This is a genomic window from Mucilaginibacter sp. OK098, assembly GCF_900142915.1.
Classification (GTDB): Bacteria; Bacteroidota; Bacteroidia; order Sphingobacteriales; family Sphingobacteriaceae; genus Mucilaginibacter.
The window spans coordinates 29,822-47,957 of the sequence record NZ_FRCM01000008.1; the positions used below are offsets into that span (position 1 = coordinate 29,822).

At 43.3% G+C, this 18,136-nt stretch carries 12 protein-coding genes; 3 read left to right on the plus strand and 9 right to left on the minus strand.

Going from position 1 to position 18,136, the window contains the following annotated elements:
- Window positions 1–14: 14 nt before the first annotated feature.
- The 3 genes from BUE31_RS24580 to BUE31_RS24590 all read left to right on the plus strand — a co-directional run bounded on the left by BUE31_RS24580 (window position 15) and on the right by BUE31_RS24590 (window position 3,510).
- Window positions 15–1,526, plus strand: coding sequence for a family 43 glycosylhydrolase (locus BUE31_RS24580; RefSeq protein ID WP_073406520.1), 1,512 nt, complete (start codon window positions 15–17; stop codon window positions 1,524–1,526).
- Window positions 1,527–1,692: 166 nt separating this feature from the next.
- Window positions 1,693–2,505: a phytanoyl-CoA dioxygenase family protein gene (locus BUE31_RS24585; RefSeq protein ID WP_073406521.1), complete on the plus strand. Its 813-nt coding sequence runs from the start codon at window positions 1,693–1,695 to the stop codon at window positions 2,503–2,505.
- 123 nt (window positions 2,506–2,628) lie between these two features.
- Window positions 2,629–3,510, plus strand: coding sequence for a TolB-like translocation protein (locus tag BUE31_RS24590; RefSeq protein WP_073406522.1), 882 nt, complete (start codon window positions 2,629–2,631; stop codon window positions 3,508–3,510).
- 130 nt (window positions 3,511–3,640) lie between these two features.
- Here the strand turns inward: BUE31_RS24590 and BUE31_RS24595 are convergent, their stop codons facing one another.
- Genes BUE31_RS24595 through BUE31_RS24635 form a run of 9 tightly spaced genes read right to left on the minus strand, consistent with a single transcriptional unit; the run spans window position 3,641 to window position 18,131 of the window.
- Window positions 3,641–4,918: an eCIS core domain-containing protein gene (locus BUE31_RS24595; RefSeq protein ID WP_073406523.1), complete on the minus strand. Its 1,278-nt coding sequence runs from the start codon at window positions 4,916–4,918 to the stop codon at window positions 3,641–3,643.
- 11 nt (window positions 4,919–4,929) lie between these two features.
- The gene (locus BUE31_RS24600; RefSeq protein ID WP_073406524.1) at window positions 4,930–8,196 is read right to left on the minus strand and encodes an eCIS core domain-containing protein; all 3,267 of its coding nucleotides are present in this window, start codon (window positions 8,194–8,196) and stop codon (window positions 4,930–4,932) included.
- 48 nt (window positions 8,197–8,244) lie between these two features.
- Entirely contained in the window at window positions 8,245–8,754 is a 510-nt protein-coding gene (locus tag BUE31_RS24605) for a hypothetical protein (RefSeq protein WP_073406525.1), read from the minus strand.
- Window positions 8,755–8,792: 38 nt separating this feature from the next.
- Complete coding sequence (locus BUE31_RS24610; RefSeq protein WP_073406526.1) at window positions 8,793–10,760, minus strand: eCIS core domain-containing protein; 1,968 nt, start codon at window positions 10,758–10,760, stop codon at window positions 8,793–8,795.
- Window positions 10,761–10,804: 44 nt separating this feature from the next.
- On the minus strand, window positions 10,805–12,358 hold the full coding sequence (locus tag BUE31_RS24615) for an eCIS core domain-containing protein (protein ID WP_073406527.1): 1,554 nt from the start codon (window positions 12,356–12,358) through the stop codon (window positions 10,805–10,807).
- Window position 12,359: 1 nt separating this feature from the next.
- Window positions 12,360–14,150 carry an eCIS core domain-containing protein gene (locus BUE31_RS24620; RefSeq protein ID WP_073406528.1) on the minus strand — a complete coding sequence of 597 codons (1,791 nt, stop codon included), beginning with the start codon at window positions 14,148–14,150 and terminating at the stop codon, window positions 12,360–12,362.
- Window positions 14,151–14,183: 33 nt separating this feature from the next.
- A complete protein-coding gene (locus tag BUE31_RS24625) occupies window positions 14,184–15,293 on the minus strand; it encodes an eCIS core domain-containing protein (RefSeq protein ID WP_073406529.1) in 1,110 nt (369 codons plus the stop codon).
- Window positions 15,294–15,329: 36 nt separating this feature from the next.
- On the minus strand, window positions 15,330–16,640 hold the full coding sequence (locus BUE31_RS24630) for an eCIS core domain-containing protein (protein ID WP_073406530.1): 1,311 nt from the start codon (window positions 16,638–16,640) through the stop codon (window positions 15,330–15,332).
- Window positions 16,641–16,682: 42 nt separating this feature from the next.
- On the minus strand, window positions 16,683–18,131 hold the full coding sequence (locus BUE31_RS24635; protein WP_083620288.1) for an ATP-binding protein: 1,449 nt from the start codon (window positions 18,129–18,131) through the stop codon (window positions 16,683–16,685).
- Window positions 18,132–18,136 lie beyond the last annotated feature (5 nt).

The window sequence follows — 18,136 nt, forward strand, 5'->3', positions numbered from 1 at the left end:
GGTCCCTGCAAAATATGAGAGCAATTCTATTTACATTATTAGTACTATCAATAGTTATTCAAACAGCTTACGCCCAAACCATAACTAATTTTAACGGAAGCGGTGGCCAGGTAACTAAATTTGATAATCTTGGTAATGCCGTTGATGCGCATGATGGCGAGATTGCCTTATTTAACGGTGTTTATTATCTGTATGGTACCAGCTACGATTGCGGCTTTGAATGGGGAAACAAAAAAGCCCCTTTTTGCGGCTTTAAAGTATACACCTCAACCGATTTACAACATTGGGCGGATAAAGGCTTTTTATTTGACGCCAAAACAGCCATTTGGCAAACCCGGTGCGATGGTAAAACTTACGGCTGCTTTCGTCCGCATGTAATTTTCAATAAAAAAACAGGCTTATATGTTCTTTGGATAAATGTTTACGATAACCGTGTTGGGTACCGCGTTTTTACCAGTAAAAAACCCATAGGACCGTTTACAGAAGTAAAGGAGCCAACACTGGCAGTTAATAGCGACATGCCCGCAGCCGGCCTGAACAACGGCGATCACGATACTTTTGTTGATGACGACGGAACCGGGTACCTGGCATATACCGATTGGCGTACCAAAGGCAGTATTGTAATTGAGAAATTAAGTCCCGATTACCTTACGGGCACGGGCTTGCATGTTAAATCTATCACCACCGGTAACACCGAGGCCCCTGCTCTGTTTAAGCGTAAAGGGATCTACTATTTAGTGTATTCCGATCCTAATTGCGGTTATTGCAGTGGCACAGGCGCTTCCTACCGTACCGCTAAATCTCCGTTAGGGCCATGGTCCGAAGGTATTAAAATCACGGATAATTCCTGCGGCGGGCAGCCTTCATTCGTATCAACTATTAAGTTACAGGCCGGCACTGTATTTCTTTTTGGGAGCGATTTATGGAACAATGCGGCAAAAAACGAGGCCCTCGCTAATTTTTATTGGGCGCCGCTTACCTTTGCTGCCAATGGATCTATAAATCCGATTACCTGTGAAAAAAATGTTAAATTTTTTAAAGCAAGCGCCAAAAATCAACAGCTTAGTAATGATTCTTCCTCTGCTGAAAATTTTACTTCCGGTTGCGATATCGGGCAAAACAATGAGCGGGCCCAGGGTTTTACAGCGCAACGTAGCGGAATATTAAATAAATTTGCCTTTACCACATTTAAAAGTGGGTATCCTGATGCCGCATTAACAATTGAGTTGTACCGGTCTGATGGTACTGTCAAGCCCATTGGGCATCCACTGGCAAGTGTTAACTTACCGGCTGATTCTATTTCCTGGAGCCCGAAAACCAGGTTATTTTATCCTAAAGTTGCGGTTAGCGCAGGGGAACACTATACTATCGTGATCAAATCGCCTGCGTCTGCAGGTTGTTTTGGGTTTGAATACAGAAATATTTCCTCCGGCTCTGACGATCCCGCTGCGGCGAGCCATGATGGTGGCGTAAATTTTATTGAAGAAAAGAACAGGGCTCTTAAATTCCAGGTTTTTATCCAATAGTCGATTTTCCGGATCGCCCAATTTAAATGGGAAAAAACAATAGCACCGCGAGCTTGGCGACCCAATTACATTATGTCAGAAAGTACAAAAAAAATCGCGTACTGTAATAACAGGGAGAGCTTCTTTTACGATATTTTTGAAAAGCAAACCTAATTTTCAAAACAGTATGAGAACTGAGCTTACCCCACAAGCCATTGCCCAATACCAGGAGGACGGCTTTTTAGTTGTAGATGATTTCTTGTCTCCCGAGGAGCTGGCAACATGGCGCATTGCGCTTGACGAAGCCGTTGAAAAAAGAAAGGGGAATAAACTACCCGACCGGAAGGAAGTTTACGGCAAAGGCGATGATGCAGATAAATCTTATTACGACAATGTTTTTGACCAGCTGATCAATCTTTGGATGGACAACGAAAAAATGAGGGAATTAATGCTTGATGAGCGGCTTGGCAAAATGGCCGCTCAGCTATCCGGAGCTCAGGGGATCAGGATCTGGCATGACCAGGCATTGATTAAAAAACCATGGGCCAATCCAACATCCTGGCATTTAGATACGCCGTACTGGTCGTTTAGCGATCGCAGGGCTTTATCTATCTGGGTGGCGCTTGATGATGCCACTTACGAAAACGGTTGTTTGTTTTTTATACCGGGCTCCTATCGCCAAACAACTTTTGAAAATCCCGGAATAGGCAAAAACATGGGCGCCATATTTACAACTTATCCCGAATTAAAAGGCAACAAATCTGTTGCGGCGCCAATGAAAGCCGGAAGCTGCTCTTTCCATAATGGCCTCACTATCCATGGGGCACATGCAAACATGACGCCCGGATACCGAAGGGCCATGACCTGCGCCTATATGCCCGACGGCAATACTTTTAACGGTATCCCCAATATTTTAAGCGAGGAAGAAGTTGCCCGCCTGCAACCAGGCGACCTATTGAACAATGAAGCGTTAAATCCGTTAATTTATAGCGAAAGATAGCTTCCGGAAAAAATTTGGTATCACTATTTGTGCCTGATGATTAAAAATGTACCGGCAGTTATTGAAATACTTTGCCGCTATCATCATTAATAGCAATCTTCAATTTATATATAATTATAAAATATGAAAATGTTGCTTGCCGTTACTATGAGATCAACAATGTTTGGGGTCCTCATTACCTGGATTACAGTTTTTCCATCATCAGGTCAAAGTTCAAATCAGCAAAATATTATTGAGACCGGAGCCGTACCCAAGGTTTTTTTACAGGAAGGTGTATCTGTTCCAAATGATGAATCAGCGCCGTCTTTTACGCCAGATGGTAAAACCGTATACCTTTCAGACCACAACACCATCTGTTTTTCAAAAATGATAAATGGCAAATGGACTAAACCAAAACCAGTATCGATCTCAGGCCACTGGCATGACTGGGATGCCTTCCTGAGTCCGGATGGAAAACAGCTTGTTTTTGTTTCAAACCGCCCATTAGAGGGCATGCCACAGGACAGCGCTCAAAAAAAGGGGCACCTTTGGTATTCCAGCCATCTATCGGGAGAGAACTGGTCGGCCCCGCGGCATATTGGCGCTCCTGTTAATTTAGATGGATTTAATGCTTATGCGCCTTCAATCAGCAATGCCGGGTCGCTCTGTTTCTGTTCCCGCGGGCGTGACGGCAATAAGGGAATGTGCGGCTATTATACGAAATGGCTGGGTGACCATTACGACAAACCTAAATTACTCGCTTTAAATGGTGGTAAGGACATATTCGACCCATATATTTCCCCGGATGAACGTTATATAATATTTGTAAGCGAAAAGAGCCTTTTCATAAGCTATCGCCATGGCAATGATTGGTTACCAGGTCAAAAATTGAGTACGCAGGTTAACAACGGCGGCTCTAACGGCGGTCCCTATGTTTCGCCCAATGGTAAAATGCTTTATTATTCATCCAGCCTGGTGGAGGGCATTTCAATGATCCCGGTTAATATTCCGAAAACTATTCATTAAAATTCAATAAATAAAAGAGATCAAATTTACTACCATGGTCAAATTGTTAAAAAGGTTTGCACTATCAGGATCTGATTAAGTTTACTTGTTCTTGTTCTAAAATGATAGTATGTTGTTAAATTTATTTTCACTATCCCACAGGTAAATCTTTTTTAGGAGCTGTTTTAGGTGCAGGTTTGTGATCAGGATCTTTCTTGTGAGGCCCATCGCCTTCAAGATGCGGCCCCTGAACCGGATCAGCGGCGCAAGGTTTCCCATTACTACAAGCCTGGAATGTTGGATCAGCCCATTTAGCGGATGAATAAACCCTAACACAGTCTCCCTTATCAACAGCATCAAAAAAGGATTCAGAATCGGCTTTATGAACTGAGGCAGCATTCCCGTCTCTCAACCGGGCACAACCATGAGAGTGTTCCCCCGGAATTGGCGTTGGATCTTTATCAAGCTTTTTATCTGATTTATGCCGCCAAAAATCACTGTGAAAACCAAAGTCACCATCATAATTTACAAAATTAATTAAGCCTTTCCCTGAAAGTTTTTGCTTATCCTGGATAGCATACATCTGGCATCTTACTTCCTTTTTTGTTTTCGGCCCAACAATAATATTCTTGAATTCTACAAAAGTATGGCTCGCGGGAGTTCCGCTATAAATTCTAACACCGGGGATACCTATATTTAAATGAATTTCTTTTTTTGTACTTACAGCACCAGTATAACAGCAATTAGTTAATGCAGGTTTTTTCTTTACCGGTTTTTTACCTTTTCTTTGAATAAGCTTGGTTCTTATATTATTATTTTGTTGTACCACATGCGTTAGCTCATGTGCTAATAAGTGTTTACCCGTATCTGTTTCGGGTTGATATTGGCCGCTGTTAAAAAATATGTTATTACTTACCGTAAACGCCTTTGCATTTAATGCCTGGTTCAATTCGGCCGGTTCATTTCCTGTATGAATTTTTACATCGCTAAAATCAGCCCCAAAGCGGTTTTCCATAAAACTCCTGGTATCTCCCTGCAGCGCGTTTCCTCCACCCATACTTGATTGGATGCGATTGGAAACCGAATTGCTCACAGTACCCGCACCATCACCTTTTGCCTGTATAAAAGGAGTAACCTGGCTTGATAAAGGCTTGAGGCGAACATGCTCGTCATCATAATCACCGCATGAACATCCTGATTTTCGCTGGATAAACGATGTTTCAGGCATTCGCATCACTTTATCGGCCATGGCATCTGCCTGGTGTTCCAAAGGGTTATTTGCTGTGCCGGCAGAAGGCTTTAGCTGAATGGGTAACCGATTATTAAATTCACTTTCCTTTTTATGCAATTGTTGTGCAGGCGTGGCCTTGCCAACCAAAGCAGCGGGGCTGTTTTGGGATTCATTGGTTGTTGAGGTATTTTCGCGCATATCTATCTTATTTATAAATTCCCCATAATAATAGTATAAGTTGATTCGCCTAGGGCCTGCATGTTTTTAAAGCCATTTGCTTTAAAGGCATCCAATATAATTTTAATTTCCTGTTCATTATGGGTCCAAACGTTCAGGCTTAGCTTGGCGCCCGGCGCCATTGCTTTTGCTGCTCCGGAAGCAGACCTGGCCCAGTCTACGTCCATATATCGCAAACGATTTGAGTAAACCTTTTTAAGGGAACCGGGTTTAAAAATCTCACCTATATCCTCAAATCCTGCCTTAATATGATTAGGAATTCCTCTGCTTGGTCCGCCACTATCCGGGTTAACCGGGTTTAGATTAGTTGCTTTTTCTGATTGAGATTCTAAGCCACCACCAACATTAACGGTATCATTAACAGCCCGAACGTTTGATTTACCATAGATCTTTTCAAGCTCTGCAAGTTTGGCTTCTCCTTCCACAGCATCTATATAGCCTTGTTTAAGTGCCTTAATCTCATCAGCAGTTTCAACACCTGTTACAATATTTTTAACCTTTAGCTCGTTGAAAAAGATTTCAAAACTCACAATTCCTTTTCGCAATCTATAATAAGCAAGTCTTGAAAAACGATAAACTAAAGTTGGGTCAATGCCACTGTATAAACGTCCTTTTATTTTATTGAACTGTAAAAGGGCTTCATCATATTTGGCTGTAAGTCCCGGTAATCTTGCTTCTGCTTCTGCCCCCCGTATTAGTGCCTGCTTTAGCTTTTCGTCAAGGCCGGGGATTTGATCCAGGCTATTTTTGAACTTTGATAATGCAGAGCCAACTTCCTCTGTTGTTTTTAATTCTTTTGCAGCGGCTGCAATCAATTTAACAGTTGCAGCACTAACCGCAGCCAAATCAATACCTGCAGCAACAAACGACACAATAACCCAACCCATTGAGGGTTCTTCCGACAATAATTGTGCTCCGTAGGCCGCAGTTTCTATATTATATTTTTCAAGTTCGTCCAAGGCCTGTGATGTGCTGATTGCAAGGCTGGCTCCTCCCGCTAAAACAGCTACTGTACCACCTCCAAATGTAAGTACGCCAAGAGCAAGCGCAAATAATGTTATTGCCAGCGTAAGTTCGAGCTGATCAAATTTTCTTTCCTCATTTTTAAATTGAATGATTTTTGCATAGATTGAATTTTTATTCATTGATTCAACCTTATACACCTCATTCATTAAACTATCAAGTTTATAAATAAGCAGCGGATCTTTTTCAATATTTTCCCTTGTATCTTTAATGTTGGTCTTTCGGCCTCGGATATAAGTAAGGATTACGCTTTGCAGATCTTCTTTGCTAGTTGCCGATAACAGCGATTCCCTTTTAAACTCTTTATCCAAAAACAGGGGATTGCTACCTGTAATTTGACTTAATACGTCTTTTGCCTGCTGGTAATTGGCTATACCTTCATTAACTTTTTTAGATGATTCTTCGTTTTTCTCATTGGCAACATGCCCGGCACCCTGTACTGTACTAAATCGGGCCTGCTCACTTAGTTCCTTAGCTTCAGCCTGTAACACTTTACCTTTGGCATAGCTTGCCCTTGCTGGCTGTAACTGATTAAAAAGGGCATCAATGGGTGCCTGATTTTTATATTTCTCTTCTGCTTCAAACAAAAAATGCTCATACTTAGCTAGTATATCAAACGCTATTTCTTTTGCACGCAGCAGCAATTCTTTTTCGTAATCATCAACTAACTTTTCAAAATCCGGGATACTATCAAAGCCATTTGCTTTTAAATTTGCCAGCAGATCTTTCTCTGCCTGCTGCACATCCATTATTGGCATCATAGGCGGTGATGACATTGACTGATCGCCCTGTCCAATATTACTAAGTGCCTGGCCCGACTGGTTGATCGTAACCCTCATGGCCACTTTATACTTCACATATAAATCAAAAGTTGAATCTAAAAACAACAGTTTTGCCTTCAAGACTTCCCGTCTTTTTGTATTCTCTCCCTGTTGTTGCCTTTCTGCCAAAAATCTATCTATCGATTCCTCAATCTTTGATAAATCGTCTGTTTTCTGGTTAACTTTATTCAAATAGTCTTCTAACTCCACAGGTGATAAAAGTGCTAATTTTTTGTATATCTGAATAAGTCTTTCATAATCCTTATAAGTGTAGTTTTTGTAATCCACAATTCGCCTTGCCTGCCTGGAAATACCTCCCAAATAGTCAAATTGATTTTCAAGATTTTTTCGCAAGTCATCTTTTAAGCCCTGTTGCCAATCTCCTTTACCGCCGTCTGCGCCCTCCGGAATTCCTGTTATTCCACTAAACCGTTTTTCTATTTCCGCATCAATCTTCTCCTTCGTCTTATCATCTGTTGCATATACATCAATCGGGGCGTTAGGGTCTGGTTCCTGAATGCCCATTACCTGCCTGAAAGCAGTTTTTGTTACAGAGACCGGGACAGTCTTACCTACATCATCCTGGGTTAACAATTTGCCCGCATCCATACCCTTACCGTTCCAGTTAATACCAGTTCTTTTATGAAATATTTGCATATCAATATATGCCTTCCACTCTTCCACATTCATCACCGACGGCACTTTTACCCTGAAATAATATTTATCACCCGCAGATTTAGGGTCGACTTGTTTTTGAATTATTTTTCGTTGTATACTCCCCCCCTGCTGCACCACATGTGTCAATTCGTGTGCTAATAAATGTCTGCCCGAATCGGTTTCCGGCTGATATTGGCCGCTATTAAAATAAATGTTATTACTTACTGTAAATGCCTTTGCATTTAACGATGTGTTTAATTCTGCTGATTCACCTCCGTTATGGATCTTTACGTCACTAAAATCCGTTCCGAAGCGGCTTTCCATAAAGCTTTTAGTATCCGCCTGCATAGTGCTCCCCCCACCCATGCTTGACTGGATCTTACCCGATACAGCATCACTTACAGCACCCGCGCCATCACCCTTTGTCTGTATAAACGGCGTGATCTGGCTGGCCAATGGTTTAAGGCGAACATGCTCATCATCATAATCACCACATGAGCATCCTGATTTGCGTTGGATGAATGATGTTTCGGGCATCCGCATCACTTTATCGGCCATGGCATCGGCTTCATATTCCAAAGGATCATCGGGCGCGCCAACAGCAAGCTTTAGCTGGATGGGCAACCATTGGTTTAAACCTGGTTCCAAATCAGAAAGCTCAGGTACAGGCATATCTATATTATCCAATGCAGCCGGGGTGGCCTGGGGTTGATGAGCTATTTGAGTATTTTCGTGCATATTTATTATCTGTTGCTTCCCTGTAATCTAAATTTGCTTTTAGTTATTCTATTTTAATCTTCGTGCCCGCTCAAAAACATGAAGGTGTTCCCGGTAATAGGCTGTTGTACATGGCGGATATATAGCTATCTTATACAGAACTGTCTTATCAGCGTTAAGCAATATTGAAATTCCTTTAGTGCAATAAACATACTCTGCTTCAACGCAAAGCATTCTTCCTTTATAGTAATCCAGAATAGTTTCAACCGCACCCAGGCTTTTCATTAACGCTTCTTTATTTTGAACAGGAGGATACTCCGTTTCTATTTTAAGAATATCTATAAATTGCATGTCTGTCCAAACAGTAAGTTGAATGTTATTAAATGGCAGCAAATATTTCCTGAACATGGCCTCGTATAAATTCTCGCCAAGATTAGCTTTGCCATAGCCTTCCAAAGCTGAAAAATGCTTTTCAATTTCTTCCGTTTTAAAGCAATCTGGATTTGTTGCGCTCCAGTTTTCAAAGTCCATTTTGCCAAGTGCAGAAAATAATGGTTCACAATTTACAGTCTGTTCCATAGTATAATTAATTTTTATAAACGTAGTGGTTAATCGTATTAACCACCTATTAAATCAACGCGGCCACTAAAAAAGGCAGCCATTAGGTTTTTTACACCAACTATTCCGGCGGCTCTTTCTGCATTGTCAGTTTCATCGTATTTACTTCGCGGGGCAATTTGGTGTTTTACTTTTGCCTCATGGTACGGCCCTTCAACTGCTGAACGTAACGGTTCATCAAAAGTAAGCGTATCCCATACCATCCCTGTAAAATAATCGGTAACACCTTCGCGCAAAGTGCGGTTACCGCGATGTTCGCCAGCATCACCGGCAAATTTGGTATTCCTGTAGGTTACATGCGCAGGAGCTTCTAAAGTATGGATGTATTCATGAATGCATGTTTCAAATAAATCCCACATTTTAGTTCTATTTTCTGCATTATTGGCGCCTTTGTAACGTTGTAATTGAACTACTCCCCCCCCTGCCTGGCCAGGCCAGTCTTTTTGAATAGAAAATAAATCTGTTTTACGCGTATCTAAAAAACCCTGCTTAATTTTCAACAAGATAGCGTTTTCGGCCGCGCGTGATGTCACAGCGCCATGCGCCTTGTTTATTTTCTTGATCGGCTCATATCCAAGAAATGCATCTAAAACATCTATCGCCATATCATCAGCATAAGTAGCGTCCTTTGCCATATGATCTCCTTCACTCTCAAACAGGTCTACAAGATTAGTTCCCGGCGTAAACTCAGCGCCCTTTTTATAAGCTCCAAATACCTTGTCCGTATTAACTTTAGAAAGATGGGCAACATCCTTAATTCGCGACCATGATTCAATATTAACAGGATCAAGCCGCAGGGCTTCATCTTTCTTAGCTTCAGCAAATGCATCGTCAACTGTAGCCGTTAGTGAGGCACGTACTTCATCTTCATATGACAATCCGCCAACGGTTAGCGGTAAAGGTTTAAAAGTAGGTAAACCACCCCTCTTTGTATGCGGTTCAGTATTAATAGCGGCATCGAAATCTTTAGCCTCATTGCTTGAAATTTTTCTCGTTCCGGCACCAGGGTCAAGCGGATCAAACTCTCCTGCCCTGTCGGCTGCCGGTTGATGCGTTTGGTGCAGGGCATCTAGTGCGTCAAAGGTTTTCTTGTCAAGAATCCCTGTTTCTGTAAGTGATTGGGAGGATTGAAATTTCTTTATTGCATCTGCCATTTCAGATCCAAAAGATCCGTCAATACCAAATTTTGGTAAAAGGAATCCTGCATCAACCAAGGCTTGCTGAATTATACTTACCGCCCTGCCGCTTGACCCAATTTGCAGTGTACGTTTACCAGCACTTACCAAAACCAGGCTGTCATTTTGGTCAAAACGAGGCGACATTCTTTGTATTGATTGTGCTACGGGTGTCTTTTTTTGTTGTATTGTATGTGTCAGTTCATGTGCTAACAAATGCTTACCAGAGTCAGTTTCCGGCTGATATTGCCCGCTATTAAAGTAAATGTTATTACTTACGGTGAATGCCTTTGCATCTAATGATCTGTTTAATTCTGTTGATTCACCCCCATTATGGATCTTAATATCACTAAAGTTTGCTCCGAAGCGGCTTTCCATAAAGCTTTTTGTATCGGGCTGTATCGGGTTCCCGCCTCCCATGCTTGACTTTATCTGACTGGAAACAGCATCACTTACAGTACCATAACCATCACTCTTTGCCTGTATAAACGGTGTGATCTGACCGGCCAATGGTTTAAGGCGTACATGTTCATCATCATAATCACTGCATGAGCATCCGGCCTTCCGCTGGATAAAAGAAGTTTCGGGCATCCGCATTACTTTATCAGCCATGGCATCAGCTTCATGCTCCAAGGGGTCATTTACCGCCCCAACTGATAACTTTAGCTGGATGGGAAACCTTTGGTTTAAACCCGGCTCTAAATCAGAAAGCTCAGGTACAGGCACATTCATGTTATCCAATGCAGCCGGTGTGGCTTGAGGTTGATAAGCTATTTGAGTGTTTTCGTGCATGGGCTATATTATATGCTATATTTAAGACAGTTGATTTAAAACCATCAGGTCAGGTATTCGTAATTTGGATATTCTTTTACAATCTGCTTTTTTATTTCAGCCGGAATAGCTGAGATAGCGCCGCCGGAAACAAATTTTGTTGAACGCACCATCGCTGTTTTTGATGTGTACTCCCATTGAATATACAACGAAACCTGGTAAATGGCTTTGCCTTCCTGGATCAGGAAGTTATCAAAATGATCTATTTCTACTACTTTTGTCGCTTTGGCATCAAACTGTTCCAAAATAATTTTTTTGTCATCCGATGGCCTGTCAAAATCAATAATGCTGGTATCGGTACGGTTCTTTGAACCTGCGTGGTCATAAAATGGGGTCTTAGATGTCGAGTCAACTTTATATTTCGGTTTTTTGGGGTCGGTTGTAAGTTCCAGATATCCATTTACGCTAACCGCAGTCTTATCCACCCATACTTGTGTATTATCAGGCTGGGTCGCAATAATTTCGGTCCACATAGTTTGAATATAATGCGAATCATCAGCCTTAGCCCCAGCATAAGCAATAGAAAATCCATCGGTGGTTTTGGAGCTACCAGGTGACTTTCCGCTATAACCAACGTTGGTATGAACAGAAACCTCTCCGCCCCCAACCTTAGCTTTGTGATCTTCGTTGCCTGCCCTGTCAATATTTACCATTGACAGAAAAGACGTTTCAGCCGGCGGGGCATTAAGCAGAAAAAGCGCCCTGTTCAAATCAGCGCCGGTAATGTGTAATTTGATATCTGCGTCAAGATCGGTTGTGTTATCCTTTTTATAGGTTGTTTTAAGCAGTGTCGCTTTTGTCTCATCGCGGTTTAGCGTATTAAGGGCTGCGAGTACATCTGTAACATTGGGTTTGGTTGCAGAAAGATCGTCGTGTATTCTTTTCGACAAGGCCCTGGCATCGTCAGATGGTGTGCGCCGTATAATTCCGGGGGTACCTGATCCCGATTGTTGCAAAGTATGTGTTAACTCGTGAGCCAGTAAATGCCTGCCCGAATGCGCCTGAGGCTGATATTGGCCATTATTAAAATAAATATGGTTTCCTGCTGTAAATGCTTTTGCGCTTAACGAATGGTTTAGTCCGGCAGACATACTATCATCATGGATCTTTACACCACTAAAATCGGCTCCAAAACGGCTCTCCATAAAACTTTTCGTATCACTTTGTATTGAGCTTCCGCCTCCCATGCTTGATTTTATCTTGCCGGAAACAGCGTCACTAACAATACCTGCACCATCACCTTTAGCCTGTATAAGTGGTGTGATCTGGCTGGCCAATGGTTTAAGGCGCACATGTTCGTCATCATAATCACTGCATGAGCATCCGGCTTTCCGCTGGATAAATGATGTTTCGGGCATCCGCATCACTTTATCGGCCATGGCGTCAGCTTCGTATTCCAAAGGATCGTTAGAAGCACCGACGGAGAGTTTTAACTGAACAGGTAATCTGTCCTTTAAATCCGTTTCCGGATCAAACTGTACCGGTGGGTGCATAGCTTTATTAGCCAAAGCCGCCGGACTGCTTTCTGATTGATTTGCTATGGAAGTGTTTTCGTACATCTCAAAATCTTAGATCCCATGGAATATTCAACAAAATACCTCCCGAAAATCCGGCCACTGGCGGTTGCCAGGAGCCGCCGGTAGGGATTGCTTCCTGTAAGCTCCCCATTACCTGGATCCCTATCTGCGGCACACCAAATGCTATATGCCTGTGTGCCATTCGGATATGATCATAAAGCGGAGGCGAAGGCGGCGTTAAAAGTATTTGGGCACCCACAGCAGCTTGTACAGCAGGAGAAACTGTAGCAGAACCAGTAACAGAGCGGCTCCAATTAGCAGAAGCCATGAATTGTGTAAACCCACTGATTTGAATCCAATTACTGAGCAGCGGGATAACATATGCTGCTTGTCCTCCTGTCTGGATGTTAAGAACCTGGCCCGAATCATCCAATGTAACACTACCCTGGGCGGAATACTCCCCACCCGCATCGGTACTTGTATGACGGACCCATGTCATGGTAAAAGAAAGCTGATGCTGGTTGACCAACGGATTGGCCGGATCTACCGGTGAAACAGCCTGGGCAAATCTCGGAACAAAAGTATAGCCGATAATTGCCTGCACTCCGGGGGCGCCCGGTGCCGGAACGGCATACCTGCGCCTTACCTGGATGGTAACTTCCTCTAAATTAACAGACGCCCCACTGCCCAATGATGCCAAAGCAAGAGCAGCTACATGCGCAACAGTAGTTTCTCTGCCGTCAAGCACCACTATTTCGGCCCGTTCAGAAGGGATTGACGGCTGATAAAAATGATGCGCATCCAGCCAGTCATCAACCCTTGCCAAATCCATAGCCCTGCCAAGCCTAAGGTATTCGGCCGGAGTTTGAGGAAATAGGGGCAAGCCCGGCACCAGGTTACCAATGCCAACAAAAGCAGCGCCGCGCGCGCTGTAAGGAACATCGCGGGCAAGTAAAGCGTTAATTACACGCCTAACAGTGTCCACTGGCTGGTGCGTCTCTTCAGCCACCAGGTGCACGGCATCACCAACTGTCATATCCTGGCCTCTTAAAATAACGTGCCGTTCATCCGGGGCAGGTGGTTGGCTGGCCGGTGGTGCAAATTGGTTTTGTTCAAGCCAGGTCCTGATGGTTGCTTCAGGCGTAAGTACAGGCGCAGGCGGATGTTCACCGTGCATCTGTAACATTATTCGATCGCTTGTCCTGTTAATATTATGCGATCCGCCCTGTTGCTGTACCACATGCGTTAACTCATGCGCCAGTAAATGTTTGCCACTGTCTGTTTCGGGTTGATATTGACCGCTATTAAAATAAATATTGTTGCTTATTGTAAATGCCTTTGCATTTAATGATCTGTTTAATTCCGTTGACTCACCTCCATTATGGATCTTTACATCACTAAAATCCGTTCCAAAACGGCTTTCCATAAAACTTTTTGTGTTGCTTTGCATTGGGCTGCCCCCTCCCATGCTTGATTTTATCTTACCGGATACGGAATCGCTCACCGGCCCTGCACCGTCACTTTTTGCCTGAATAAACGGTGTGATCTGGCTGGCCAATGGTTTAAGGCGCACATGCTCATCGTCACGATCTGCACATGAGCACTTGCGCTGGATAAATGATGTCTCGGGCATCCGCATCACTTTATCAGCCATAGCATCAGCCTCATGCTCCATCGGATCATTTACCGCACCTACAGAAAGTTTTAGCTGGATGGGTAAATGTTCGTTCAATGCTGTTTCTAATTCATCCGGTTGCTGTGCAGGCACAGTTTTACCAGCCAATGCAGCAGGGCTGCTTTGTGATTCATTAACTGTTGATTTTTTCTCCTGCATACTCTTTTTATTTTGGATTTTTTAATTAGGTCATCAGGCTCCGCCACTTGCAATGCTGTACATAAAGCGTGAGTAAGCATATACATTGATCAATGAACCAGGTGGCGTAGTCTCACCCGGAGGATAGATAGCTCCGCACGCTCCCGCGGCTCTCAAAGCTTCGTGCTCAAACATAACTGCCCTGCTTGGCTCAACACCAGTGCTATCAGCATCCGGCCGAAATACAGGAGGGCATAAATGTGTTGGCTCAGTGGTAGTAGGGCAATCGGTTCCGGCCCACCATGAGTGGGGCGGTGCGCAATAGGTGTATGATGCTTCGGTATCACACCTCCAGGCACTTGCACTATGCAAACGGGCATCAGCAGCCACCATCCGATCATGAACTATGGTGATCTGCGCCGGTGTTAATGTGCCGAAATAGTGCGCCAATGAAGCTGCTGCCCTTCGGCTTGTTCCGCTCTGCAGATCAGCAACAGCCTGTATGGCCCGGGTCGACCGCCGGCGTGCCCGCGTTAGCGCACTGGTGATGATATCATTCTGTGCCGTCGAGCATCCCGGAAAACGCCGGATAGTGTTGTTTGCTCCCTGCTGCACTACATGCGTTAACTCATGTGCCAGCAAATGTTTGCCACTATCCGTTTCGGGCTGATATTGCCCACCGTTAAAGTAGATGTTATTACCTACCGTGAACGCCTTGGCATTTAATTCCCTGCTTAACTGAACTGATTCATTACCGGTGTGAATTTTCACATCGCTAAAATTCGCGCCAAAACGGCTTTCCATAAAGTTTTTGGTCTCACCTAACATAGAACTCCCACTACCCATACTGGATTTTATGCGACCAGATACAGCATCGCTAACCGGCACAGTACCATCACTTTTTGCTTGTATAAAAGGCGATATTTGGCTTGCTAATGGTTTTAAACGAACATGCTCATCGTCATATTCACCACATGACCCTGCTGCTTTGCGCTGAACAAATGGAGTTTCAGGCATCCTCATCACTTTATCGGCCATCGCATCGGCCTGATGCTCTAAAGGGTCGTTAGTAGCGCCAACCGTTAATTTACGCTGGATAGCAGCTGTCCCCGCAGAAATGATTCCTGAATTCTCACCGCCCTGGTAATGATTTTGCCTGCTCATATTTCAATTAATTTAATTGTATCCTATCATTTCACATCAGCGCACCCTATTCCCAACAACCCAATTGGTTGTTGTTAGCGTTGACAACCAATCTGAAAAGGGTGCATATGCATCTGCTGTAACATTATTGCCCACATTCATTATCCTGTTGTTTATATGCGCTCTCGCAGGATCTATCTGGTTCGCTGATGTCCCGCTGTCATTTAAATATTCATCCCCTAACCCTATCATATGGCCAAATTCATGGGCTGATGTATTTTGGGTAAAGGTTGTATTGTCGTTTCCATCGTTCACAGAAAAACTGGTGCCAGCCCGGATTGCAGACCCTTTGGCACTGTGATTTTTATTGGCATTCTCATCAAGTTGCACCCTGGAACCACTAACATTAGCACGAATATTAACATCCTTGGTATCCATAATCCACGCTGCTTTCTTCTGTAAAATATTAGAAAAGGCTATTGATTCATCCATTTCGGTGGCCATTTTATGGACAACGTTTTCATCAAAGTTGATTTTAACATGGGCTGATCGTTTTTTACCGTTTGTTTCTTTTAACAAAAAACGATCATCCCAAATATCCAGGATAGCCTTTTCATAATCACTAACATAACCGTCGCGTTTTGCGTCATCCCACCCATGAGGAAACATCCATGCCAATGAAAAAGTAACCGTAAAGGCAGAAGAGCTCTCATCATATGAAACCTTCGCTTCGGGAAAGGTGGAGCTTCTGCCGCTTTTCACCTGCTTGTTATCCCAGCCATCAAGCTTATACTCTGAAGTTGTGCTCTGTGTGCCGCTGGTAACTACATTTCTTTGAACTTTAGGGCCAATATTATTTTGCTGCACCACATGTGCCAGTTCATGAGCCAGCAAGCGTTGTCCATCGGATGCACCCGGCGCGTACTTTCCAGAATTAAAATAAATATCGTTGCCAACGGTAAATGCCTGGGCATTTAAATCATTGGATATTTGCGAAGCATAATCGCCGGTATGGATCTTTACACCTGAAAAATCACTGCTAAAGCGATTTTCCATAAAACTTTTTGTGCTATCAGCCATTGGGCTGCCGCTGCCCCTGGTAGTTTCTATTTTATTTGAAACTGCATCGCCCGCTGCGCCATCACCTTTTGCCTGGGCAAATGGCTTTGCCGGACCGTTTGATGGCTTAAGGCGTACGTGCTCATCATCATAATCGCCAGGCGAGTGCGCGGCTGCTTTACGCTGGATCAGGGTTGTATTCGGTATTTGCATAACGCTCCCTGCCTGAGCTTTTCGCTGAATTGCAGCGGTACCTGCGGGCGTCGCTGCTGAATTTTCAATACCCGGTTTACGCTTATGCCTTTTCATACCTTATTAATTAATTCCAATAGCAAAACCCTGCAGGCTACCTCACATTGTTTTTCCTTCTTTTTTAAATTCCTTTTTTATCCCAAGGATGATATCATCAACTTCAATTTTTTTATCACTCCTGTTTAAAGCCATTAACGAGGCATACTGAATAACATTCATAATTGAACCCCCCGAAAGTTCGTGCTGATGGGCTATCTGTTGTAAATGATCACTATCCGGCGGGATACATTCAGTGCTAAAACCTGCACTCCAAATCCTTAGCCGTTCACGGCCCTGAGGTTTTTGAAAATGAATTATTGAGTTTAACCGGCGGGTAAACGCTTCGTCAACGTTGTTGCGCATATTACTGGCCAGGATCACTAAGCCGGGATAATCTTCCAGCCGCTGTAACAGGTAGGCAACCTCCTGGTTAGCATATTTATCGTTTGAATCTGAAATGCTTGTCCGTTTGCTAAAAAGTGCATCCGCCTCATCAAAAAACAGGATCCATTTTTTATTTTCCGCTTTCTTGAAAACCTTTTCGAGGTTTTTTTCCGTTTCGCCTATATATTTCGAAACCACCATTGAAAGGTCTATCCGGTATACATCCAGGTTAAACAATTTGCCCAAAAGCATTGCGGTTAGTGTTTTACCTGTGCCCGGCGAGCCGTGGAACAATGCTTTGAAACCAGGCTTTATCTTTTTGCTCATCCCCCAGTCTGTTTGCAGCGTTTGCCCATATTGCAGCCAGATCCGTATTTCATCCAATTGCTGCATGGTGTATTCATCTACTATCAAATCGCTCCATTCCATTCCTGTGGTTAGCCTTTTCGCCGGAAAATCCGGGCTAAACTGGGGTTTGCGCAAATTACCTGTAGTAAAAAAATCAACGTATTCATCAGTTACATTTATTATACTGCAGTAAAAAGGCTCGGTAGTGCTGCCCTGGTCAAGTTGAAGAATGTTATGGGCAAAAAAAACGTGATCGGGTTCAAAAATCCTGTACAATTTAAAACGATAGCTAAGGTCGTTTCCGCCTAACAAAAAAAGAGCTGTCTCAATTGTAGGTATAAAACCGCCGTGCCTGCTTCCTTTAACACCGCCAAATTCGGTGTAACCCCTCCCTGTGGCTTTATTTACAGAAAAAAAAGCATCCAGTAAATGAGGTTGTACATAAGGCATCAAGGCCAGTATTAATAGCAATCGTTCATCCGGATTCAATTTGTAATAACTAACAAAATCAGAATAAACAGAATGGTCATTACTAAGATCAGGGATTGGAACATCGGTTATAGCCGGGGTTATATCATCAGAATTTACAATAACTTCCGATTTCTCCTTATCAGCACTTAGATACAGCTTTTCAGCAGGAAAAAAATCCAGCAGTTTTTTATTAACCACATTTACAAACCAGGTGATCTCTCTTGCCAAAGTTTCCGCGTTCTGATCAATCACCCCCGGCACCGGGGCAGGTTTGGGTTGTTCTATATTTTTTACCGATTTCTTCATAATTA